This window comes from Roseofilum sp. KMC-1, from assembly GCF_057802075.1.
In genome coordinates, this window is record NZ_CM173605.1 from 350,350 (window position 1) to 371,464 (window position 21,115).

22 protein-coding genes and 1 pseudogene are annotated in these 21,115 nt (G+C 46.9%); 12 read left to right on the top strand and 11 right to left on the bottom strand.

Going from position 1 to position 21,115, the window contains the following annotated elements; translation table 11 throughout:
- Positions 1-24: 24 nt before the first annotated feature.
- The 6 genes from AC3FZD_RS01695 (at position 25) to AC3FZD_RS01720 (ending at position 7,506) form a co-directional block, all read left to right on the top strand.
- Complete coding sequence (locus AC3FZD_RS01695) at positions 25-1,008, top strand: alpha-ketoacid dehydrogenase subunit beta (RefSeq protein WP_488738470.1); 984 nt, start codon at positions 25-27, stop codon at positions 1,006-1,008.
- 170 nt (positions 1,009-1,178) lie between these two features.
- Complete coding sequence (gene secD, locus AC3FZD_RS01700; RefSeq protein WP_488738471.1) at positions 1,179-2,585, top strand: protein translocase subunit SecD; 1,407 nt, start codon at positions 1,179-1,181, stop codon at positions 2,583-2,585.
- A 3-nt stretch (positions 2,586-2,588) separates the two neighbouring features.
- Positions 2,589-3,569, top strand: a complete 981-nt coding sequence (gene secF / locus AC3FZD_RS01705) for a protein translocase subunit SecF (RefSeq protein WP_488738472.1) — start codon at positions 2,589-2,591, stop codon at positions 3,567-3,569.
- A gap of 138 nt (positions 3,570-3,707) precedes the next feature.
- Positions 3,708-4,112 (top strand): hypothetical protein, encoded by a 405-nt coding sequence (locus tag AC3FZD_RS01710; protein ID WP_488738473.1) that lies wholly within the window; start codon positions 3,708-3,710, stop codon positions 4,110-4,112.
- Positions 4,113-4,315: 203 nt separating this feature from the next.
- Positions 4,316-5,158, top strand: a complete 843-nt coding sequence (locus tag AC3FZD_RS01715) for a PP2C family serine/threonine-protein phosphatase (protein ID WP_488738474.1) — start codon at positions 4,316-4,318, stop codon at positions 5,156-5,158.
- Positions 5,159-5,193: 35 nt separating this feature from the next.
- Positions 5,194-7,506 (top strand): protein kinase domain-containing protein, encoded by a 2,313-nt coding sequence (locus AC3FZD_RS01720; protein WP_488738475.1) that lies wholly within the window; start codon positions 5,194-5,196, stop codon positions 7,504-7,506.
- 258 nt (positions 7,507-7,764) lie between these two features.
- On the opposite strand, the gene AC3FZD_RS01725 is transcribed toward AC3FZD_RS01720, so the two are convergent.
- The 4 genes from AC3FZD_RS01725 to AC3FZD_RS01740 form a co-directional block, all read right to left on the bottom strand.
- Positions 7,765-8,625, bottom strand: a complete 861-nt coding sequence (locus tag AC3FZD_RS01725; protein ID WP_488738476.1) for a hypothetical protein — start codon at positions 8,623-8,625, stop codon at positions 7,765-7,767.
- 136 nt (positions 8,626-8,761) lie between these two features.
- Positions 8,762-9,208 (bottom strand): ferredoxin, encoded by a 447-nt coding sequence (locus AC3FZD_RS01730; RefSeq protein WP_488738477.1) that lies wholly within the window; start codon positions 9,206-9,208, stop codon positions 8,762-8,764.
- A complete protein-coding gene (locus AC3FZD_RS01735) occupies positions 9,208-9,594 on the bottom strand; it encodes a DUF1257 domain-containing protein (RefSeq protein WP_488738478.1) in 387 nt (128 codons plus the stop codon). Before AC3FZD_RS01735 ends, AC3FZD_RS01730 begins: the two co-directional genes overlap by 1 nt.
- Before the next feature lie 46 nt (positions 9,595-9,640).
- The gene (locus AC3FZD_RS01740) at positions 9,641-9,850 is read right to left on the bottom strand and encodes a DUF2997 domain-containing protein (protein WP_283751968.1); all 210 of its coding nucleotides are present in this window, start codon (positions 9,848-9,850) and stop codon (positions 9,641-9,643) included.
- A 301-nt stretch (positions 9,851-10,151) separates the two neighbouring features.
- On the opposite strand from AC3FZD_RS01740, the gene bioU reads away from it, so the two are divergent.
- A complete protein-coding gene (bioU, locus tag AC3FZD_RS01745; RefSeq protein WP_488738479.1) occupies positions 10,152-11,156 on the top strand; it encodes a (S)-8-amino-7-oxononanoate synthase BioU in 1,005 nt (334 codons plus the stop codon).
- 240 nt (positions 11,157-11,396) lie between these two features.
- On the opposite strand, the gene AC3FZD_RS01750 is transcribed toward bioU, so the two are convergent.
- The 3 genes from AC3FZD_RS01750 to AC3FZD_RS01760 all read right to left on the bottom strand — a co-directional run bounded on the left by AC3FZD_RS01750 (position 11,397) and on the right by AC3FZD_RS01760 (position 13,255).
- On the bottom strand, positions 11,397-12,056 hold the full coding sequence (locus AC3FZD_RS01750; RefSeq protein ID WP_488738480.1) for an ankyrin repeat domain-containing protein: 660 nt from the start codon (positions 12,054-12,056) through the stop codon (positions 11,397-11,399).
- A 328-nt stretch (positions 12,057-12,384) separates the two neighbouring features.
- Complete coding sequence (locus AC3FZD_RS01755; protein ID WP_488738481.1) at positions 12,385-12,942, bottom strand: IS630 family transposase; 558 nt, start codon at positions 12,940-12,942, stop codon at positions 12,385-12,387.
- Positions 12,827-13,255, bottom strand: a complete 429-nt coding sequence (locus AC3FZD_RS01760; protein ID WP_488738482.1) for an IS630 transposase-related protein — start codon at positions 13,253-13,255, stop codon at positions 12,827-12,829. Before AC3FZD_RS01760 ends, AC3FZD_RS01755 begins: the two co-directional genes overlap by 116 nt.
- A 156-nt stretch (positions 13,256-13,411) precedes the next feature.
- Here AC3FZD_RS01760 and tuf point away from each other — a divergent pair, with 156 nt between their 5' ends.
- Both tuf and AC3FZD_RS01770 read left to right on the top strand, forming a co-directional pair.
- A complete protein-coding gene (gene tuf, locus AC3FZD_RS01765; RefSeq protein ID WP_488738483.1) occupies positions 13,412-14,596 on the top strand; it encodes an elongation factor Tu in 1,185 nt (394 codons plus the stop codon).
- Between the two features lie 206 nt (positions 14,597-14,802).
- Positions 14,803-15,350 (top strand): annotated as a pseudogene (locus AC3FZD_RS01770) (REP-associated tyrosine transposase).
- A gap of 61 nt (positions 15,351-15,411) precedes the next feature.
- Here AC3FZD_RS01770 and AC3FZD_RS01775 read toward each other — a convergent pair.
- Positions 15,412-16,287, bottom strand: a complete 876-nt coding sequence (locus tag AC3FZD_RS01775) for an HNH endonuclease family protein (RefSeq protein WP_488738484.1) — start codon at positions 16,285-16,287, stop codon at positions 15,412-15,414.
- A gap of 12 nt (positions 16,288-16,299) precedes the next feature.
- Between AC3FZD_RS01775 and AC3FZD_RS01780 the strand changes: the two genes are divergently transcribed.
- On the top strand, positions 16,300-16,452 hold the full coding sequence (locus AC3FZD_RS01780; RefSeq protein ID WP_488738485.1) for a VapC50 family PIN domain-containing toxin: 153 nt from the start codon (positions 16,300-16,302) through the stop codon (positions 16,450-16,452).
- A gap of 65 nt (positions 16,453-16,517) precedes the next feature.
- Here AC3FZD_RS01780 and AC3FZD_RS01785 read toward each other — a convergent pair whose 3' ends face one another.
- From AC3FZD_RS01785 to AC3FZD_RS01795, 3 genes are all read right to left on the bottom strand, one after another.
- On the bottom strand, positions 16,518-17,981 hold the full coding sequence (locus AC3FZD_RS01785; RefSeq protein ID WP_488738486.1) for a hypothetical protein: 1,464 nt from the start codon (positions 17,979-17,981) through the stop codon (positions 16,518-16,520).
- A 76-nt stretch (positions 17,982-18,057) separates the two neighbouring features.
- The gene (locus AC3FZD_RS01790; protein ID WP_488738487.1) at positions 18,058-18,615 is read right to left on the bottom strand and encodes a chromophore lyase CpcT/CpeT; all 558 of its coding nucleotides are present in this window, start codon (positions 18,613-18,615) and stop codon (positions 18,058-18,060) included.
- Positions 18,616-18,659: 44 nt separating this feature from the next.
- The gene (locus AC3FZD_RS01795) at positions 18,660-19,091 is read right to left on the bottom strand and encodes a DUF29 domain-containing protein (RefSeq protein WP_488738488.1); all 432 of its coding nucleotides are present in this window, start codon (positions 19,089-19,091) and stop codon (positions 18,660-18,662) included.
- A 36-nt stretch (positions 19,092-19,127) separates the two neighbouring features.
- On the opposite strand from AC3FZD_RS01795, the gene AC3FZD_RS01800 reads away from it, so the two are divergent.
- Entirely contained in the window at positions 19,128-19,688 is a 561-nt protein-coding gene (locus AC3FZD_RS01800) for a 3'-5' exonuclease (RefSeq protein WP_488738489.1), read from the top strand.
- Positions 19,675-21,114, top strand: coding sequence for a 2-succinylbenzoate--CoA ligase (locus AC3FZD_RS01805; RefSeq protein WP_488738490.1), 1,440 nt, complete (start codon positions 19,675-19,677; stop codon positions 21,112-21,114). Before AC3FZD_RS01800 ends, AC3FZD_RS01805 begins: the two co-directional genes overlap by 14 nt.
- The last annotated feature ends 1 nt before the right edge of the window (position 21,115 follow it).

The following is a 21,115-nucleotide window of genomic DNA, read 5'->3' on the forward strand; positions in this document are numbered from 1 at the left end:
CCCACACTCTATTTATCGTAGCAAATGGCAGAAACACTATTCTTCAATGCTCTCCGGGAAGCGATCGACGAAGAAATGGCCCGCGATCCCTCCGTCTTCGTTCTCGGCGAAGATGTTGGTCAATATGGCGGTTCCTACAAAGTCACCAAAGGACTCTATGAAAAATATGGAGAACTGCGGGTACTCGACACTCCCATTGCTGAGAACAGCTTCACCGGACTAGCGGTTGGCGCTGCGATGACTGGACTGCGACCCATCATTGAAGGGATGAACATGGGCTTTTTGCTCCTCGCGTTCAACCAAATCTCTAACAATGCCGGAATGTTGCGCTATACCTCCGGAGGTAACTTTACCATTCCCCTGGTAATCCGGGGCCCCGGTGGCGTGGGTAAACAACTCGGTGCAGAACATTCCCAACGTTTAGAAGCCTACTTCCAAGCCGTTCCAGGACTGAAAATAGTTGCTTGTTCCACGCCCTATAATGCCAAAGGACTGATGAAATCAGCCATTCGCGATGGCAACCCCGTCTTATTTTTCGAGCATGTGTTGCTCTATAACCTGAAGGAAAACTTACCGGAAACTGAATATTTAGTCCCCTTAGACCGAGCAGAAATTGTCCGTCGGGGTAAAGACGTGACTATTTTAACCTATTCTCGGATGCGTCACCATGCCATGCAAGCGGCCAAAACCCTAGAGCAAGAAGGATTCGATCCGGAGGTCATTGATTTAATTTCTCTCAAACCCTTAGATTTTGATACCATTGGCGCATCTATTCGCAAAACCCATCGGGTGATCGTTGTGGAAGAATGTATGAAAACCGGTGGCATTGGAGCAGAATTAACGGCTTCCATTAATGAACAATTATTTGATGAACTCGATGCTCCGGTGGTACGCCTTTCTTCCCAAGATATTCCCACTCCCTATAATGGAACCTTGGAAAACCTAACCATTGTCCAACCGGGTAAGATTGTAGAAGCTGTTAAACAAATGATGGCATTACAGGTTTAGGCATCTAGGGATGGGGAGATAGGGGGATGGGGGGATGGGGAGATCGCCTATACTCTTTACTCCCTGACTCCTAACTACTTATATGTTTTGGGCGGGTTGACGAGATTGATGGTTGGTCTTCGAGATTTGGGTATAACCCGCCCCTACCCTTTACTATCAAAGATTAAACGATGGGGAAACAACGAACAATTTTAGCTTTAATGATTGTGCTGGTGATCGCCGCGATCACGGTATTGGCGAAAATCGAAACCCGCTTAGGTTTAGATTTGCAAGGGGGGGCACAATTGACTATTCAAGTGAAAACTACTGAAGAAGTCCCAGAAATTACACCTCGAAAACTAGAGGCAGTACAGCGAGTGATGGAAAATCGGATCAATGGTTTGGGGGTTTCCGAGGCGATAATCCAGACATTGGGAGAGGATCAGATTTCCATTCAACTACCAGGGGTTAACGATCCGGCTCAGGCGGAACGGGTATTAGGTGGCACAGCCCAGTTGGAGTTTCGCCAGCAACGGCAAGGAACGGAGGATGAGTTTGCGGCCCAATATCAGATTTTGAGGACGCTGGAGTTTGAACAGTCCCTTTTGAGAGAAGAAGATCCGGAAGAGAGCGCGGAGGCGATCGCCGAAAATCAGGAGCAGATTCGTAAAGTGAATGAGGAGGTTGCGCCCCTATTTGATAAAGTGGGCTTAACTGGAGATCAACTCCAAGATTCCCTACCCCGTCCTCCCCAAGGAACTGGTAACTGGGCTGTGGTGATTGAGTTTAATGGTGAGGGGGGAGATCGGTTTGCTGAACTGACCAAAAACTTAGCCGGAACCGGTCGCAGCATTGGTATTTTCTTGGATAATCAACTCGTGAGTGCCCCCACAGTGGGCGTAGAATTTGCGGAAACCGGAATTGTAGGGGGGCGTGCAGAAATTACCGGTAATTTTATCGCTGAAACGGCCAATGACTTGTCGATCCAACTGCGAGGGGGCGCTCTCCCCGTGCCTGTGGAAATTGTGGAAAACCGCACGGTTGGCGCGACCTTGGGACAAGATAGTGTCCGCAAGAGTATCTACGCGGGCTTGGGTGGATTGTTTCTGGTGTTGGTGTATATGGTGGTGTACTATCGACTGCCGGGGGCGATCGCCAATATTTCCCTACTCATCTATGCCCTCCTCACCTTGGCAGCATTTAAGCTGTTCCAAGTCACCCTGACTCTACCTGGAATTGCGGGTTTTATCCTCAGTATCGGCATGGCAGTAGATGCTAATGTGTTAATTTTTGAGCGCACCAGGGAAGAATTACGAGAGGGTAAAACTCTTTATCGCTCTGTAGAATCGGGCTTTTATCGCGCCTTTTCCAGTATCCTTGATGGTAATCTGACCACTGTGATTTCCTGTGTAGCCCTATTCTGGTTAGGCACAGGTTTAGTCAGAGGGTTTGCTCTGACTCTAGGTATTGGGGTGGCGATCAGTATGTTTACTGCCGTGACATGCAGTCGTACCCTGATGTTATACGTGCTTCAGTTCCCTGGACTGCGTAAACCGAACCTGTTTTGTCCCAATCTTGCTCCGCTCCCCAAACGGTAAACCATGATTAGCATTATTAAACAACGTAACCTCTGGTGGTCAATTTCTGCTGGTGTCATTCTGGCCGGATTGATAGGGATGATTGTTTCTTGGATGACTCCAGGAATTGGGGCCCCCCTACGGCCGGGTCTGGATTTTGTCGGGGGAACTCGTTTGCAACTGGAACTTGACTGCACCCAACCGGGAAATTGCGATCGCCCCATTGAGATTGCTAAAGTGCGGGAAGTAACTGATCGTCTGGGTGTTGCTAATCCCAATATCCAGATTATCGGTGAAAACCGGACTGGGGTGACCATCCGCACCAAGGATTTAGATGTAGAGGAGCGTACAGAACTGCAAAAGAGTTTAGCAGAGGCGATCGGTATATTTGACGTAGAAAAAACCCAAATCGATACCGTTGGCCCTACATTAGGGAAACAGTTGTTTACTTCCGGTTTACTGGCGATGTTGGTAGCATTTGCGGGAATTACCCTCTACCTCAATTTCCGTTTCCAACTCGATTATGCCTTTTTTGCCTTTGTAGCTCTCTTTCATGATGTATTGGTCACCATGGGAGTGTTTGCAATTTTGGGTGTAGTCGCAGGAGTGGAAATTGATAGCCTATTTATCGTCTCTCTACTAACAATTATTGGATTTTCTGTTAATGATACGGTGGTGATTTATGACCGGGTGCGGGAAACACTCCAGTTTTATCCGGAAAAGCATATTAATGATGTGGTGGATGAAGCGGTAAATCAGACCTTGATGCGATCGCTCAACACCAGTATTACCACTGTTTTGCCCCTGATTGCCATCTTTTTCCTTGGTGGCGAAACCCTAAAATACTTTGCTCTAGCCCTAATTGTAGGTTTTATTGCCGGAGCCTATTCCAGTATCTTTATCGCCAGTACCCTGTTAGCTTGGTGGCGCGAGAAAACCGGCCACGCTATCCTAGCAACAGCTACAGAGGGAGAAATCCTAGACTCTACCCCAACCTCGGAGTAGTTAATCTAAAATATAGGGGAAAATATAGGGGCGGGTTCACCCATATTTTCGTCTTTCCACCAACATCTTTGTAAACCCGCTCCTACACCAATTCCTAGTTACGATACGAATTACCTATTATTCATTGTTCATTGTTCATTGACTTCCCCGGATTCTCAGATCGATCTTGACCCCCAATTTCAGGCGCAAGTGATGCGCTATCATCGGTTGCTGGTTGGGGGACGGTGGTTGGTGGTGAGCTTATGGTGGTTGATTTTTGGGTTTCCCAGTCTGTGGAAGATGCGATCGCCCCTATTCCTCCTATTTGACCATTTTACCTGGTCTGGACTGTACTATAGCTTCTATTTCCATCCCCTAGCGGCGATCTCCTTTTCCAGTAGTATCGGTTTAACCACCGCCGTTTTAGTCTGGCAAAGTCGCAACATTCTCTTCGGTTTTCCCCAGCGCTATCAGAAAGGGCTAGAGCGTAAAGTCTGTCGCATTCGCCAACAGGGAGAAAGTCATCCCCTGTGGCGTTGGGTGGTTAAGGGTGAAGGAAAATAGGGAATAGGGAATAGGGTTGTGGTACATGGCTTTAAGGATTCAATACTGTCCCCCATAGCCAACCAAAGCGCTGTAACTCATTACTCATCACTCATTACTCATAATTCATTACTCATAATTCGACACTCACTTATTGCTTCCCTGCCCTGGGAATGACAGAATTGGGGGTGAGTATCCAACAAAAACTGAACTAATCGATGACCATGAGTACCCTGTCTGGAGATCTGCAAACCCCCACCCCCCAAGAGCCTGACCATATTTTATCGCCTCTGAATGGTTGGCAGGCGATCGCCAGTTCGGTATTAGGGACGAGTCATCAGAAGCGGGGACAACCCTGCCAAGATGCCCATGCTTGGGATATCCTGGGGCCAGGATGGATTGTAGCAGCAGTAGCAGATGGAGCGGGTTCTGCTTCCTTGTCTGATGTGGGAGCGCAGGTAGCGACACAAACAGCAGTGGAGCAGATTAAACGACAGTGGGATAAATTAGAGATCGAGCATTCAGAGGTTTGCTGGGAAGAGCTTTTAGAGGAAGTGTTAGCACAAGCTCAAAAGGCGATCGCCGCAGAAAGCTTAACTCGTGATGTGGAAATGCGCCAGTTAGCCACGACTTTGTTAATTTTGGTAGCTAATTCCCAGAAGGTGGCAGTCGCACAAGTCGGAGATGGAGCAGTGGTGATCGGCGATCGCCAAGGTCATCTTATCGCACTGACTCAGCCGGAAAATGGAGAATATGCTAATGAAACCACCTTTTTAATTTCTGCTAATGCCTTAGAGAGTGCCCAAATTAAAGTTTGGGAAGGAGAAATTGCCCATTTTGCCCTCTTCTCCGATGGACTGCAACGATTAGCCTTAAAATTACCAGAAGGTACACCCCATGCTCCGTTCTTTACTCCCCTGTTTCGGTTTGTCGATCAAATGGAAGATTCTCAAGCGGCCGAGCGTGAACTTCAGGGTTTTCTCGCTCATCCCCGGATTACAGAACGGACAGATGACGATCTAACCATGGTGTTAGGCAGCCTAAATCAATTAAAAATTAAAAATTAAAAATTAAAAATTCCTTGTCTTAAAGTAAACCGATTATGAAGCTTCAACGCCACTCAAATCAAGAATGGATAGATTTACAAGCTGCCACAGAATTAGGGGTGGGTGGTGAAGCTAAAGTTTACGGACTCAGCGAAGATCAGACCCTGGTAGCCAAGGTTTACCATAAGCTGAAACCGGAATATGGCCCTAAATTAGCGGCAATGGTAGAAAATCCACCTAATAATCCCACAGCGAGTCAAAATCATCTTTCTTTTGCTTGGCCAGAGGATTTGCTGTTGAATCAGAAGCAAGAAGTAGTGGGTTTTTTGATGCCACGCATTAGTGGAATGCGACCGATTATTGATTTGTATAATCCCAAAACTCGCCGCACCCAATGGCCTTGGTTTGAATATTCTCGGTTGCACCGAACTGCGCGAAATTTGGCGGGCGCTCTGAAGAGTTTGCACGAGCGGGGATATGTGATTGGGGATGTGAATGAGTCGAATATTTTGGTGACGGAAACGACTTTAATTACCCTGGTGGATATGGATTCAATTCAGGTGAAACATCCGCAAACCGAAGAGGTTTATCGCTGTCCGGTGGGTAAGCCAGAATTTACGCCTCCAGAGCTACAAGGTCAGTCGTTTGGCAATTTGAATCGGACTCCAGAACAGGATTGTTTTGGGTTAGCGGTGTTGATTTTTCAGTTGTTGATGGAGGGAACCCATCCCTTTGCTGGGGTGTATAAATTGCCCGGCGATCCACCGGCGATCGCCGAACGGATTGCCCAGGGTTACTTTCCTCACGGGACGCGATCGGTTCCCCTCACGCCCATGCCCGTATCTCCCCCATTGACGATGTTACATCCAAAACTGCAAGTATTGTTTCGGCGCTGTTTTGAGGAGGGCTTTGATAATCCCCATGTGCGCCCAGATGCCAAGGTCTGGCAGTTGGCGCTTCAGGAGGCAGAGAAGGAGTTAATAACCTGTAGTAAAAACGATCAGCATCGCTATGGCAATCATTTAGATCGCTGTCCGTGGTGCGATCGCACTCAACGGTTAAATGGTCGCGATCCCTTTCCCTCTCAAGGCGCTGTACAACGGGGACTGCACCTGAAACCGGTGAACCGGAAGAAGATCCCCATTCAACCTGCTCCTCCCCATCATTGGGGAAGTCATCGGGTGTCTAATGCCCCCTCAACGGTTCCAGGATGGTCTAATTTTACGCCGTTACCGCCCTCGAATTCGGGCTATCCCCAATATAGGGGAGGAGGGACAATTCCAGTGATGCAAGCCTCTTGGCGCGATCGACGGCAACCGTCTTTGCATCCCCTATTAGCGGGGATATTTGTTTTAAGTTTGGCTATGGCTGGAGTTTGGTATGGCAATCAAACCAGTTTCAGAGAAATCCGGTTTCGTTCCCCCCAGAAAACGGAACTCAATCAAGGGGATGTGCAGATTCGGCTGGCTCATACGATTGAGTCCCAGAAAGAACCGATTAATGCGATCGCCATGAGTCCGAAGGGTCAGGTTTTAGCCAGTAATGGTACAGAGGGTACAGTCAAGCTGTGGGAATTACCCAGTGGAAGCCTCAGCCGCACCCTGAATGCTCATCAAGATCAGCGCGGCTCCTATGCCGTCAGTGCGATCGCCCTGAGTCCCGATGGCAAACTCTTGGCCAGTGCCAGCCGTAGCGATGATGGCTTGAAGATTTGGGATCTCGGTAATGGCAAACAGTGGGAGATTGAACCCCAGGATGGCTTGCAAGGGGTAGTGACTTTGGCTATTAGCAGTGAGTATAAGATTTTAGCCACAGGCAGCCGCGATCGCACCGTCAAACTATGGGACTTGTATAATGGGTTCCGCCGCCTCACCTTTACCTGGGAAACCGGATGGGTAAACCGTTTGGCCCTCAGTCCCGATCAGAAAACCTTAATTGCAGGTACAGATACGGGGAATTTATATCAAGTGAATTTAGTCAATCTCCAGGATAAGATGTTGCCTAAAATCACGAACACGGCTGTGGGAGCCTTGGTCTTTATGGCCGATAATAAGCGGTTTATCGTCAGTCAAAGTAGCCAAATTTTCATCCGCGATCTGTCTTCGGGAGCCGTACAAGCAACCCTGATGCATCCGGGGGAAGTGACAGCCTTAGCGGTGAGTCCCGATGGTAAGATTTTAGCCAGTAGTGGAGGCGATCGCAGCATTCAAATCTGGAATCTAGAAACCCAAGAAGCCATCGGCTTACTTCGAGATCATGATGGCGAAGTTTTATCCCTAGCCTTTAGTCCCCAAGGGGATCTTTTAGTCAGTGGGGGCGCTGATGGCAACATTAAGATCTGGGAAGTGGGTTCAATTCATAATCAGTAAATACAGCGCAAAAAATTATATCAGTTCCAAGGCAAATTTAGGAGATCAATAATTTCACGCGGCAAACTCAGAAAACCTGTGTATCCCGTATCAATGACAGCATTAATCAGTTGCGTTTGATGATTGTCGTTACTAACAACTAAAGGTACTTTGGTCAATACATAAAAATGCTTCAGCAGCTAAATTGTTTACGGATCTTCGGGATCTCCATCTTGCCGAATCACCCGCATCCCTTTCTCTTTTAATGTCCCTTAGATTCTAGCCCTCAATAAAGGCTTTAATTTTGTTGATCACAAATTTATTGGGGCCATAGCCCCCATACTGTGCTTCCTTAGTATCAGAACTTGGAAAGTAGTCAAGGTAGGGTGAAATCTCGATCGGAGGCTGGTTATACAGCTTCAAAACAATACACTCATCACCCTCATCGTCCCTTTCAATCATCCAAGATTCAATATCCTGAAGTCGATAAGTATAGGACTCACTTTTGGTTTTAAGTTTGGCTCTGACTCCACTACTCGTCTCTTCAAAAAAAGACTCATTCCGAATCACCTTTAACTCACCCCTTTTTCTTGAAATCACATAAGCCGTGTCACAGAAATGCGTGCTTGGGCCAAAAAGTGGCTGGCGGTTGGACTCGTGATGAATTTCAAGGACATCATCTGTGTGATAGGCGATCCAGGTTCCATAGTTTCCGCTATGAATAATTGCAAAGGGATGCTCACCCCAGAATCGTTCAATACAAGCTTTTAGTTTATTAAGCCCTCGTTCGCCGCCCCGGGCAATTCTCAACCGTTCACCTAAGAACCGCGCACCATACATATCATCGGTTTTCTGCTGCCATAAGACCAGTTCCCACACTTGCTGATTCCGTTCTATTTCACAAGCAACAGTCTGAGAGAATGGACGCTCAATCACTTTTCTGCCAGTTTTCAGGGTAACTAGGTGAGTTGCCCTATTAAAACTCAAAGTAATCACTTCAGGAAAGATCCAACTGGAAAAAAGTCGGGCGCTGTAAATTCTGAGGGTGAGGCTGAAGCGATTTTGCTCAAGAACTTGATATCTCATTTGATTTAAGTTTATCAAGTCTATTACTTTAGAAAAAAAGTCTATTATTTTCATAAGGTTAGGGGATAATCTCCATCTTAATCAACTTGGCTTTTTGGGCTTCACCAGCAATTACAGAAATTCTGATACAATAAAAGAGAGTAGGGGGCGAACAGATGTTCGCCCCTACTCTACAACCTTTCGGGTTAATTTATTCTGGATTTTGGTGTAATCGGCGTTGGGTTGATCCCATTAATCCTCGGTTTACAGGAAAACCAGGAACAGGCATCACTTGATATTTTCGTTCCTCTTCCAGTTGTTTGAGTTCGGCATAATCAACCCAGTGGATACAGTCTACGGGACAGGTATCAATCGCCTCTTGAATCAGCTCTTCGGGATCTCCATCTTGCCGAATCACCCGCGATCGCCCATACTCGTCTTCAATATAAAACGTATTTCGGGCCACATGGGCGCAATGTTTGCACCCAATACAGGTTACCTCATCCACATAAACCCCCTTCTGGCGCAGAACTCCCCCCAATTCGGGTTCCCATCCTGTCCGTTCCGGTTCATCCCGCCATGCACCGCCTAACTCAGGCTCTAGTCCACTGCGTTCTAAACCCCGATCTTCGGTTAAAAGGGGATAAAAATCATCCATTACGCACTCCAACGTTGCAGCACTAGGCGAATCGAACCATCCTCATTTTTCTGCTGTTCTGCTACTTGAAAGCCTTGCTTGGCCGTCTCTTGCACCACCGTATGATAGGCGTAACGCTGAGTAATCTTATTAATAAAACCTTGTACGGAAAGATTCTGCTGCCAGAACTGCATATCCGAAACTAACTGATAGGATTGGCCATTCCAGCTAAAGCCGATATCATAGCCATTCTCTTGTTCAATAACCACTTCCGCATCATGGGTTTGCCCTTGATATCCGCGCACCGGGCTAGGGCCAGATTTCCAATCAATCTCTAACTCGCTTAAAGCAGTTTTCAGAGCCTCTAAATTGCGAATTTGAGTTTTAATTTGACTAAAGTGTGACATGGCAGGTTGTTGGGTGTAAAAATACAAAATACAGTTGACAAAATCATTACCACTGGCTAAATGTAGCCTGATTGGTGGTCACGTTCTCTTCCTGTTGCACTTGGGCAAAATACTCAGCAGTTGGTTCGACTTTGAGGACATGACCGAGTTGAGCTTCAATGGCTGCGGTCACTTCCGCACAGGACGATCCAACAATGCCAGTTACTTTTTCCATTACCCGACCATCCGGGTAAATGATGAACTCTAGGGTTTCCATGTGAGTTGATCCCTGATAAACAAAGCCTATGTTTTTCCTGCAAAGGAATGAACTTAGCTTTTAACTGCATCATAATGATGCAAATCGTAACAAAAATTATGACACACCTGAAGTGTATCCTCAATTATTTGTCAGTTTGACGCAAGTTTTCGTAAGCGTCAAGAAACTGAGGAGATTGGGATTCCAGCCCCTGTCCCTCTAAATCTAAATCGTTACCATTAGCAATACTTTCTCATTAGGGAAGGGGAACCCACCATGGTTGATAATAAAGGATCAGTCTTTGCAAAAATCCGTGTAACTTATGATGAACAAGCAAAATATTGGGGTGATGCCTGTTGGCGTGTTGGGCTTTGGGGGTTTGGGACAAGCGGCTGCTAAGGTTTTGGCTCCAAAAGGGGAAATGCGATTAACGGCAGTAGCTGACCATAAGGGCTATGCTTACCATCCAGAGGGATTAGATGGGGATCTTTGCGCTCAAGTGTATCGAGAGTCCCATACAGTCGGATATGTAGAGCCATGGGGAACCCTGAGCGATCATAGCATTGCCGACTTAATCCAACAGGCTTCTGTTGTAGAGGGCTATTTTCTAGCGCTTCCCAATCTCCCCAATACCTTTATGGCTGATGTGGCTCGGCAGTTTATCGCCTCCGGTTGGCAAGGGGTGTTAGTGGATGCGCTCAAGCGCACCAGTGCCGTAGAACAACTGCTAGAGCTGCAAGAGGAGTTGCAACAAGCCGGAATTACCTACATGACGGGATGCGGTGCAACCCCTGGCTTGCTGACGGCGGCTGCGGCACTGGCTGCCCAAAGTTATGCCGAGATTCACTCGTGTAAGATTACTTTTGGCGTGGGTATTGCCAACTGGGAAGCCTATCGCGCCACTATTCGCGAAGATATTGCCCATATGCCTGGCTATGATGTGGAGAAAGCTAGAGGGATGACAGATGCGGAGGTGGAGGCGCTGCTGGATAAAACTAATGGCATTTTAGCGTTAGAAAATATGGAACATGCTGATGATATTATGCTGGAATTAGCCGGAATCTGCGATCGCTCTTGCGTCTCTGTCGGCGGTGTCGTCGATACCCGCAACCCGAAAAAACCCCTCAGCACCAACGTCCAACTTACTGGACGCACTTTTGAAGGCAAAATCTCCACCCATACCTTCACTCTAGGGGATGAAACCAGCATGGCCGCCAATGTTTGCGGCCCCGCCTTTGGCTATCTCAAAGCCGGAATTTCCTTACACCGTCGCGGTATTTACGGACTTTTCACGGCGGCTGAAGTGATGCCCCAATTTGTCCGCTAGACGAGAATTTTAGGCTCTACCTGATACAAGGGTAGGGCCTAAGTATTGATGTCCTCGATCTTGAGAATGCCTTCAACTATACGTTAAAACGGCAGATGACTATCGCGGTTTGGTGTGATTGTCAGTCACCAAAAGATTGAGGAGCCGGATGAGGTGAAAGTCTCACGTCCGGTTTTGTAGACCAGTGGGAGGGGTGACTCTTCCACTGAGTTTAATTAGGTTGCGGCTACATCCATAGGTTTAAACAAAACCTTCATCAACTAATTTTCCCTCTTTGCTAGTAATCTCATGACGCTGCCCTGATCCACCAACAACACGACACCAACTCTCAGAAATCAACTTTGCATTTTTCCCCTCACCATCAAGCCAATAACTAAACCCACCATACATACCAGGAACTGCAAACCACATTCGAGGTTGTTCTAGTTCTAGCAACGGTTCTAACTCTGGAAGCCTCAGCCTAGATTCTTGAACCAAATCACCTGCTCTACCGAGAATAATTTCGTGGAAATTAGTTTGAATTTTTTGAACTGTTGTGTGAGAAATATGTGTTTTGTAGACTGGCTCTAGTAAATGAACCAAGCTCTGATATCCCTTTCTCTTTGCGATATCCACTGCTCTTTCATCATCAGCATTCTGTAACGTCCGCCATGCTCCCATGTCTAACATTTTTTGTACTACTTCTCCTGGCGCATTTCCATGTGCAGATTGATGGAGAGGGGTGTATAGCGATCGCCCATCAGGACGAGTCACATTGATCAAATCTGGACGCTTATCAAGAATTTCAAGGGTTTTCTTCCAGTTATATTGTTTTGCGGCATCTGCAAGTGCATGGCGAATCACAACCTCATCGTTCCGAAGCGCCTCTGATTTAGTGATACCGTCCCATTCAGCAGTCATTGCCCTAAACCCTTAACTAAATCAACTATAAAACTTTCTTTTTTCACAGAAAGCTTTCAAACCGTTGTCCTCCCAGATAACGCAAAGCAACCTAACGGTTCGGGTCAGCGGTTGTCAGGATTTTTGCATCCTACCCAAGCGGCTTCGGTCAATCCGCTGCACCCGAATTGTGTGCGATTCGTACATCCTAAATGAGCTAAACCTAGCTCAGGGACGGGTGACAAGGACATTGTACCTTGATAACTGAATAACCGCAAGGGTGAAAGTCCCTTCCCCCTGGTGCTGGGGTGACAGCATTACCCCTACGGTATAGCAAAGAAAGGGATAGTTAGGACAGAATCTTAAAAGCTTCTATGATCGCATCATAAAGAGACTCACACTTGTGCTTAAGTTTTCCAACCTCTTTCTTCAAGCGCTCCCAAAAGTGTTCAATTTTATTCAAATCCGGGGAATAAGTGGGTAGAAATATCACCTCACATCTGGCCTGACTCACTAATTCCTTGATTTTTGCTTGAGGATGGAAACTGGCATTATCTATCACTACCATCTGCCCCGGTATTAATTCAGGTACTAAGAACTCTTTTACCCATTTACAGATCACTTGGCTGTTGCAGTAACCCTCGAATATCATTGGGGCGATAATCTCTCCTTGTCTCCACCCACTAACCACACTAATTCTCTTCTGCCGATGTCCTAATTTCTCTGCTACATATCTTTGGGATTTATGAGAGTAACCGTAAGGATAATCTATGGTATCATCTATACCCGCTTCATCCACATATACTAATCTCTCTTGGGCATACCCTTTGAGCTTCTCTATAAACTCTGCTCTGTCTTTTTCCTTCCTCTCTTGGTACAGGTATGTTTTTTTTTCGCGTAAACTCAATTTTCTTAAGTGCTTGTCCTATCAGCACTCTACTTACTCGACTTGGCCACTTCTGGGCCATTTCTTGTTGAGTTAGATGTCCATTTTCTTTGGCAAACCCTTCAAACTCTTTCAGGTCATTGATTTTCGGTTTTGGCCCTCTACGGTAGGTCACAGGAGCCACGTTCCCCCTTTCCTCCCGACGTTTAAGCCACAGGTCTAAGGTGTTGCGACTGATGTCAAATGTTTTACACACATCGCTCTTACGCTCTCCTCTATCATAGGCCCCTACGGCTTTATGTCTTAGGTCTATACTATAAGCTGATGGCATCATCTCACGATCGCTAACTTCATCTTTATATTATGTCCTAACTCTCCCTTTCACTGCTATAATTCGCGGCTCATTTGCTGTGAATCGATAAAATATTTTTCAAAAAGAGATCATCCATTAAAATCATGATCTTGCTTAATCGAGTAAGGATGAAAATTCATGGCTAAAGAAAAATTTGAGCGCCTAAAACCCCATGTCAACGTTGGAACTATCGGCCATGTTGACCACGGTAAAACCACACTCACCGCAGCAATTTGCACAACACTTGCGAAAATATACGGCGGGCAAGCAAGGGATTTTTACTCGATCGATAATGCGCCAGAGGAGCGTGAACGCGGCATCACCATCTCCACATCCCATGTGGAATATGGCACACCGAATCGCCATTATGCCCACGTAGACTGCCCAGGACACGCTGACTATGTCAAAAACATGATTACGGGTGCGGCACAAATGGACGGCGCGATCTTGGTCGTCTCGGCGCTCGATGGCACCATGCCCCAAACCCGTGAGCATATTCTCTTGGCCCGTCAGGTGGGTGTGCCCTACGTCGTCGTCTTCATGAACAAATGTGACATGGTTGATGACGAAGAATTGCTCGAAGTAGTCGAACTGGACATTCGTCAACTCCTCAGTGAGTACGACTTTCCCGGTGATAACCTGCCTGTGATCCGAGGCTCTGCCCTCGGCGCTCTTAACGGTGAAGACGAGTGGGAAGCAAAAATTGTTGAACTGGCGGGAGCCTTAGATACTTACATCCCAGAGCCGGAACGTGCGGTTGATCTGCCCTTGTTGATGCCGATCGAAAATATTTTCTCAATTTCAGGTCGTGGCACGGTGGCCACGGGGCGCATCGAGCGGGGTGTTTTACGGGTGGGTGACGAGGTCGAAATTATTGGGATTAAAGACACGACCAAAACCACTTGTACGAGTGTGGAAATGTTTCGTAAGCTGCTCGATGAAGGCCGTGCCGGTGAGGCCGTTGGTGCATTATTAAGGGGGATTAAGGCTGATGACATTGAGCGCGGTCAAGTTCTCGCCAAGCCGGGTTCAATCACACCCCACACGAAGTTTGAAGCGGAAGTTTACATTCTGTCGGAAAATGAAGGTGGACGACATACGCCGTTCTTTAAGGGCTATCGACCTCAGTTCTACTTCCGGACAACGGATGTGACGGGCACTATCGAATTACCTGAAAGGGTAGAGATGGTGATGCCTGGCGATAATATTCAAATGCAGGTGGAACTGGTTGCACCGATTGCGATGGATGAAGGGTTACGGTTTGCCATTCGTGAAGGGGGGCGTACTGTGGGAGCAGGTGTGGTGGCTAAGGTGATTGCCTAGTATTACGACACATCTGAATTGGTGGGTTACAACGGATTACTAGATGTGGTTTTAGGCTCTATTCTATCCGCCTAAACCACCCCACAATAAAGCTATAGTACTAGCCAGAGCGATTAGCGATCGCTGATCTTGTAGGTGCGTTGCTGAACAGCAAACGCGCCATTTTGTTGGGCATCCTAGCATTAATCCTTGAGCTATATTCTCTCATGTCCAACTATCGAAGACCTGGAATTGCAGGCGGCACCTACTTCATCACCCAAGTCACCTATCAACGCCAGCCCTGGCTGTGCCGTGAGATGGGTCGTCATGCGCTACGAAAGCGATCAATCAGGTTAGAGAAACTGGTCCTTTTGCAATTGATGCCTTTGTGCTGTTACCCGATCCTTTCCACTGTCTTTGGACTTTACCTCAAAATGACAGCGATTTATCCACTCGTTTGCGTCTGATCAAAACTTATGTCACGAGGCATTATGGAACTCAGTTAGAACTTGGTGTGAACGTTTCAAATTCTCGCAGGAAGTGTAAGGATCGCAATCTGTGGCAGCGTCGGTTTTGGGAACATTTGATTCGAGACGAAACCGATTTTGCTCAACATTGTGATTATATTCACTACAACCGAGTGCATCATCAATTGTGCCAAGTGTCAACAGAATGGCAATTTTCAAGTGTGCAGCGATTGATTATGGAAGGGATTTATCCGCCAAATTGGGGTGAATACCCAGTTGAGTTTGGGCTAGATGAGCGATGGGAGTGATGGTGCGTTTGCTCATCGCAACGCACCCTACAAGATCGGCGATCGCTCTGAATACGGTAAGTTAACTGGAAGAGGAATCTAAAGGAGCTACCCAAATTTCGTTAGCCATAGCCAGTAATTCTTTTGCTCGTTCTTCAATCTCTGCTGCTCCCCAATTATCTTGTTCAAGCAGCCATCGGTTCAACTCAATGTGGGTATTTTCAAGTTTAGTTTTCTTCTCTAAAAACGGAAGGTTTCCTAACTCTGAGTTGTAGCCAGTCAAAGTTAAATTGCCAAAGGTATTAACTAAATTAGGGTCAATTCCTTCTGAACCTAGTGCATCTTTCCATTCTTGATTAAGTGTTTGAGGCATAACATGTTCTATTGTTGCTGTTGAAAGATCAACTGCTTCCTTGTGTTTAAAGTATTTTTCAAGACGACAAAGAATAAAACGAGTACTTCCTCGCCCATACTGTGGTTGCGTAGTAAAGGCTGTAGCAAATTCAGAGTCTTTGGGGAATCTGCTGCTACCGCTACCTGATGATAAAGACCGATGTAACCATTGAACATGATCTGAATCAGGAAAGTTCTTTGACCACTGTATAAACAGTTTGTTTAGAGTATTTGTAGGTACTCCACAAACAGCCCGACGAACAACAAATGACTCAATTAATCCAAGGCATTTTTCGAGGTCAGCATCACTAAGAGATTCATTTTGACGAGCACTGAACAAACGAAGTAGAAGCGGGTAGGAAGTAGTTACTTTAAGTTCTTTAATATTCTGTAAACAGCAACGAATACTTACTGTCTCTTCTATCTCTGGGGAGAGAAATCTACCGTAGAACTCCTCAAAAAGCCGTAAGGATTGTACCTCCGATTCAATTTCTTCCACTGAGTCTAAATCTCTCAGCTTTGCTCTAGTAGAGGAACTTGCATCTGAGGCGCAAGAATTAAACATGGGTTATTGATTGTGAGTAATTTCACAGCATTAGAAGCAGCTAAACGACAACGAATGAGTTTGAAAAAACCGCCCCAAAGTGTTGAAGAGCTACTTTCAGCTTACGAAAGGCAAGGTCTAGCTCAGACTGTAGCAGAACTCAGACTGTACGAAGGATTGCTTTGAATTGAATTCTCATATTTCGATTACCTCTTGCCTTTTGCCTAGTGCAAAGCGCTGTAAGCCTGACTTCATTTTAAAACCAGGTGATTCTTGCTCACTTGAACGTCTTGGGGGAGTTGCCATTGAATATAGCGCAGCCGATCGCCTTTGGGTAGGGGAATCTCTTGCATGGGAATAGTTGCGGGTAGATTCGCCAAAATCTTAGCATCAAATAGAACTAAAGTATTGACTCTGGGATCGAGGTGAGCCAAATCTTCAGTCAGCATCATGCCTAAATCCGCAGAGAAATAGTCCCGACAATAATAAGAGACTAACCGCGCATATTGACCACTGGAGAGGACAGTGGTGCTGGAGGGAGGAAAGGTTTGCTCAATGACCTCTAGTCGCTGTTGCACAAATTGATCGTAGTCCTGGAGGCTCGTCCAGGTGCGCCATTGGCTGGGGCCCCAGATAAAGAGTAAACTATTACAGAGGATAAAGCTGGCCACCCAAAGTTTGAGCGTTTGGGGCGATCGCCAACGGTTTCGTTGTAAATACCAATTCAGCCCTAAAGCCGCCAGTAGAATCACTACAGGCATAACCGTATAACTATGGCCTTGGCGCTGAAAGTGGACAAAGGTAAGATAGAAGACGCTAGGAAAGCACCAGAGCAGAATCGCTTGGGTGCGCCAGTCGCGGATGGGGAGGGGAGGCAGTCGGAAGCGACGAGCAGTAGCTAACCCCAGTAGAGGTATAGTAACAAACCCTAGGGTCATGACCAGAGTATAGAGCCATAACCGCAGATTGGAGATCGTTTCTTGTATGCTGTCACTATCTTCAAGATGGCCATCTAACCAGGTTTGAATGGCGCTCACATAGGCATCTAAACCCCCAGAGAGGATTAAGAGAGGAATTCCCCAAAGCAAAACCCCGATCGCCCCTGCACCCAAGGCTAAGATAATCTCTGTTGCTCCATAACGTTTCTCGCGCCATCCTAAACCCGCAGCCACACTCCAGAGGGGAAAGAGGAAAATGGGAGTATTGGGACGGATACCCCCAGATAATCCCAGCAGGAGCGCCGAAAGCAACAGAGCGCGGAAATCGCCCTTTCGGGTATGATGGCAGGCGATGGCAATCAGAATTACCCAAGCCAGTTCTAGGGTGTAGGATAATCCCACTTCGCTATAAAACCAAATCAGGGGACTCGATAGCATGAGCAAGGCTGCTATCCAAGCTACAGTGCGATTAAACCAGAGGTTGCCCAAAATATAAATGGCGCAGGTGGCGATTGCCATGGCCATCATATTCACCATCACTAAACTTTGATTGGCATCCTTGAACCAAAGGTTTAATAAACGAGCCGATAAAATCAGGATGATAAATGTACCCGGAGCATGGGGTTGATGGCGCTCTAGATCGAATTCCTCCATCGCCCAAGCAAAATTGACGCTATCGTGTTCGTAGAGGATTTGACTTTGGAAGGGTAATCGGGTGGCAATCGCCACCAGGAATACCACCACTAAGGGCCAACGGGTTGGCAGAAAACGAGCCATAGGGTTTTCGAGCCGATGAGAAGATCAGGTATTATCCTATCTTCTCATCGGCTCGTTGACAAAAGATGAATCAGGGCTAAACTTTCTGGAAAATATAGGGCCCCAACATTGCACCCCAGAGAGATTGACCGGTTTCTGGATCGACTCCGCGATCGTAACTTTTAAAACGATCGGAACTTACCTCAAAACCTAGTACCACTTGTCGCTTTTTTCCCTCATATTCAAAGGTACAGATTGCATCAGGGGGAGGTTTAGCGATAAAGGTTTGCTCCTGCTGAGTAACATTGAGCCAACAACCGGGTAAAGGAATTAAATCGGATGGGGATAAGACATCCAGTTGAGTCGGGTTACTTCCTGCTCCTTGAAACCGTCCCGGATCTTTGAACTGTCGATATTCTACTTGCCATTCTTGGGGCGATGCTGTTGAATGCAACACCATCACCCGTTGGCGATAGGGTTGATTCAGATTAACCTTGGGTGCTTGTTCGGCAAATAAGGCAAAACACCCCTCAATTAAAAAGGGTAAGGGTTGATGCCATAATCTTAAATGGACATACCAAGCGGGCTGATCTAAGGCTTGTTCCCGATTTTCCCATGTGCCGGATAAATCATCCGCCAGTTGACTTAAAGACATTGTGCCTGTTGAGTGAGTTCTCTTCTGGCTATTTTAGCTGTTGACTAATCTTCAGCAAACCAGTCTTCATCGATCGCTTGGGATAAGCTGATTTGGGCATTTTCCGGTAAGTCAAAGAGCTTAGAGACTGACTTGAGGGCCACTGAATAGGCCTTATCATACATTAGGGGGAGCTGCGATCGCAAACTCGGACTATCTTCGAGACGAGCTTCTATTTGCGCTCGAAAATTGACAATTTCTGCTGACCAATGATGGCCGCAGCGCTCTTTTTCGGCTTGCCAATATTTCAGTTTGAGTAAATGCTCTAAAAGTCGCGTGAGTAAACTGATGACTGCTCGTTTATCATTTTTGCCCATACTTTCGAGTTCTTCAATCAGGTTATCCCAATCCATTCGATCGAAATCTCGATTTCGCAAAGCTTCTACCGTTTCTTGTAGCCATTGATGATAATCTCGATCGTACAAGCTAGAAATCATAATTGAGTTTCCCCCTATCGATCCAAACGATTAATTATGCCCAAACTCGATCAAATTATTGTCATTGATATTGAAGCCACTTGTTGGCGCAAACAACCCCCTCCAGGTCAGGAACATGAAATTATTGAAGTGGGAATTGCCACGCTCGATTTAAGGTTATGCCAACCCTTAGAAAAGGAGAGTCTTTTAGTTAAGCCAGAAGTTTCAACCATCAGCGAGTTCTGTACTGATTTGACGACTTTAACTCAAGAGCAAGTGGATGGGGGCATGAGCTTTAGGCAAGCTTGCGATCGCCTCCGTAAACAGTATGGCACGGCTAACCGAGTTTGGGCTAGTTATGGCAATTATGATCGCACTCAGTTTGAGAAGCAATGCCAAGCGCGTCAAGTGTCCTATCCCTTTAGTTCTCGACATATTAATATTAAAACATTGCTGGCCATTTTCTACGGTTTACCCAAAGAAGTGGGGATGGCACAAGCTTTAGAATTGCTCAATCTGCCTCTGATCGGAACCCACCATCGGGGGGTTGATGATGCCTGGAATATTGCCCATATTCTCGCCCATTTGATCGAAGGATATCGAAATGACGATCGCTGATTTAGTCGAATCCTTTCATCTGCTTTGTCTCCAGGGCGATCGCCTTTATCCCCTATTCTGGGCCAAGTATGAGCATCTGTGCCACTATGCCACACCCCCCAGACTCCTGCTCAATGAGTCTGAACCCGTGCCATTTCTAGCCGGGTTTTTGGCTGCTGTTGCCACCCAAACCCCAGTTTTTTTGGGTAACCCCCAGTGGAAAACCGGAGAATGGCAACAAGTTTGGCAACAGGTACAACCCCAACTCATTTGGGGAAAGGTTCCCTGCTCACCGGTAGAAGCACCGCCCCCTCCTCCCTTTCCTGGTAGGGTAATGATTGCTACGGGGGGATCGTCGGGAAAGATACGCTTTGCCATGCATACCTGGGAAACTTTGAGCTATTCGGTGGCAGGGTTTTCAAGTTATTTTAATGGTGCAGAATGTAGGATTTTTGATCCCCCTATATCCCCCTTAAAAAGGGGGACTGATGAAGTCGTTTGCGATCCCCCTATATCCCCCTTAAAAAGGGGGACTGATGAATTTGATGCTATCCATTGCTGTTGCACCCTTCCCCTCTATCATGTCAGTGGACTGATGCAAGTGATGCGAACCTTTCTCACCGGGGGAACTTTAGCCCTTTTGCCTTATCTGTCTCTTACCGGTTCCCTGCCGTTTAATCCCCAAAATTACTTTCTTTCCCTGGTTCCCACGCAACTGAAGCGCTTGTTATCCCAGTCTTGCTCTAATTTGTCTCAATTTCGGGCGGTGCTGTTGGGGGGTGCGCCCCCTTGGCCGGCATTGCTGGAAGAGGCAAAAGCGGCTAAAATTCCTGTGGCGCTCACCTATGGGATGACGGAAACGGCATCGCAAGTGGCGACGCTGAAACCCGATCGCTTTTTTGCTGGCAATATGAGTAGCGGGCAACCCCTACCCCATGTTCAGATTACCCTTGAGGATGACCGGGGGAACCGGTTACCGGCGCTGCAACCGGGGCGAGTGGCGATCGCCTCTAGATCTCTGGCTTTAGGTTATTTTCCCCATTCTTTTCCTGGCGATCGCCCCTTTCTGACGGATGATATCGGTTATTTTGATGACCAAAATTATCTGTATATTCTTGGTCGCTATAGTCAGACCATTATCACTGGAGGGGAAAAAGTCTTTCCCCAAGAAGTCGAAGGGGCAATTCTGTCTACGCAACAGGTGCAAGATGTAGCCGTTATCGGCATTCCCGATCCCGATTGGGGCGAACGGGTTGTAGCCGTGTATGTACCCAAGGATAATAGAGTAACTTTAGAGACTTTGGAAGAGGCGATCGCCCCCCATCTGAGCCGTTATAAGCAGCCCAAAACTTGGGTAGCAGTCGCGCAACTGCCCCGCTCTCCCCAAGGCAAACTCAATCAAGCCGCCTTACGCGATCTTATCCCCTCCCCAACCCCGAATCATTAAT

Coding starts and splice junctions, on each gene's coding strand:
- AC3FZD_RS01695 (WP_488738470.1), top strand. CDS start 25: ATGGCAGAAACACTATTCTTCAATGCTCTCCGGGAAGCGATCGACGAA.
- secD (WP_488738471.1), top strand. CDS start 1,179: ATGGGGAAACAACGAACAATTTTAGCTTTAATGATTGTGCTGGTGATC.
- secF (WP_488738472.1), top strand. CDS start 2,589: ATGATTAGCATTATTAAACAACGTAACCTCTGGTGGTCAATTTCTGCT.
- AC3FZD_RS01715 (WP_488738474.1), top strand. CDS start 4,316: ATGAGTACCCTGTCTGGAGATCTGCAAACCCCCACCCCCCAAGAGCCT.
- AC3FZD_RS01720 (WP_488738475.1), top strand. CDS start 5,194: ATGAAGCTTCAACGCCACTCAAATCAAGAATGGATAGATTTACAAGCT.
- AC3FZD_RS01725 (WP_488738476.1), bottom strand. CDS start 8,625: ATGAAAATAATAGACTTTTTTTCTAAAGTAATAGACTTGATAAACTTA.
- AC3FZD_RS01730 (WP_488738477.1), bottom strand. CDS start 9,208: ATGGATGATTTTTATCCCCTTTTAACCGAAGATCGGGGTTTAGAACGC.
- AC3FZD_RS01735 (WP_488738478.1), bottom strand. CDS start 9,594: ATGTCACACTTTAGTCAAATTAAAACTCAAATTCGCAATTTAGAGGCT.
- AC3FZD_RS01740 (WP_283751968.1), bottom strand. CDS start 9,850: ATGGAAACCCTAGAGTTCATCATTTACCCGGATGGTCGGGTAATGGAA.
- bioU (WP_488738479.1), top strand. CDS start 10,152: ATGATGAACAAGCAAAATATTGGGGTGATGCCTGTTGGCGTGTTGGGC.
- AC3FZD_RS01750 (WP_488738480.1), bottom strand. CDS start 12,056: ATGACTGCTGAATGGGACGGTATCACTAAATCAGAGGCGCTTCGGAAC.
- AC3FZD_RS01760 (WP_488738482.1), bottom strand. CDS start 13,255: ATGATGCCATCAGCTTATAGTATAGACCTAAGACATAAAGCCGTAGGG.
- tuf (WP_488738483.1), top strand. CDS start 13,412: ATGGCTAAAGAAAAATTTGAGCGCCTAAAACCCCATGTCAACGTTGGA.
- AC3FZD_RS01775 (WP_488738484.1), bottom strand. CDS start 16,287: ATGTTTAATTCTTGCGCCTCAGATGCAAGTTCCTCTACTAGAGCAAAG.
- AC3FZD_RS01785 (WP_488738486.1), bottom strand. CDS start 17,981: ATGGCTCGTTTTCTGCCAACCCGTTGGCCCTTAGTGGTGGTATTCCTG.
- AC3FZD_RS01790 (WP_488738487.1), bottom strand. CDS start 18,615: ATGTCTTTAAGTCAACTGGCGGATGATTTATCCGGCACATGGGAAAAT.
- AC3FZD_RS01795 (WP_488738488.1), bottom strand. CDS start 19,091: ATGATTTCTAGCTTGTACGATCGAGATTATCATCAATGGCTACAAGAA.
- AC3FZD_RS01800 (WP_488738489.1), top strand. CDS start 19,128: ATGCCCAAACTCGATCAAATTATTGTCATTGATATTGAAGCCACTTGT.
- AC3FZD_RS01805 (WP_488738490.1), top strand. CDS start 19,675: ATGACGATCGCTGATTTAGTCGAATCCTTTCATCTGCTTTGTCTCCAG.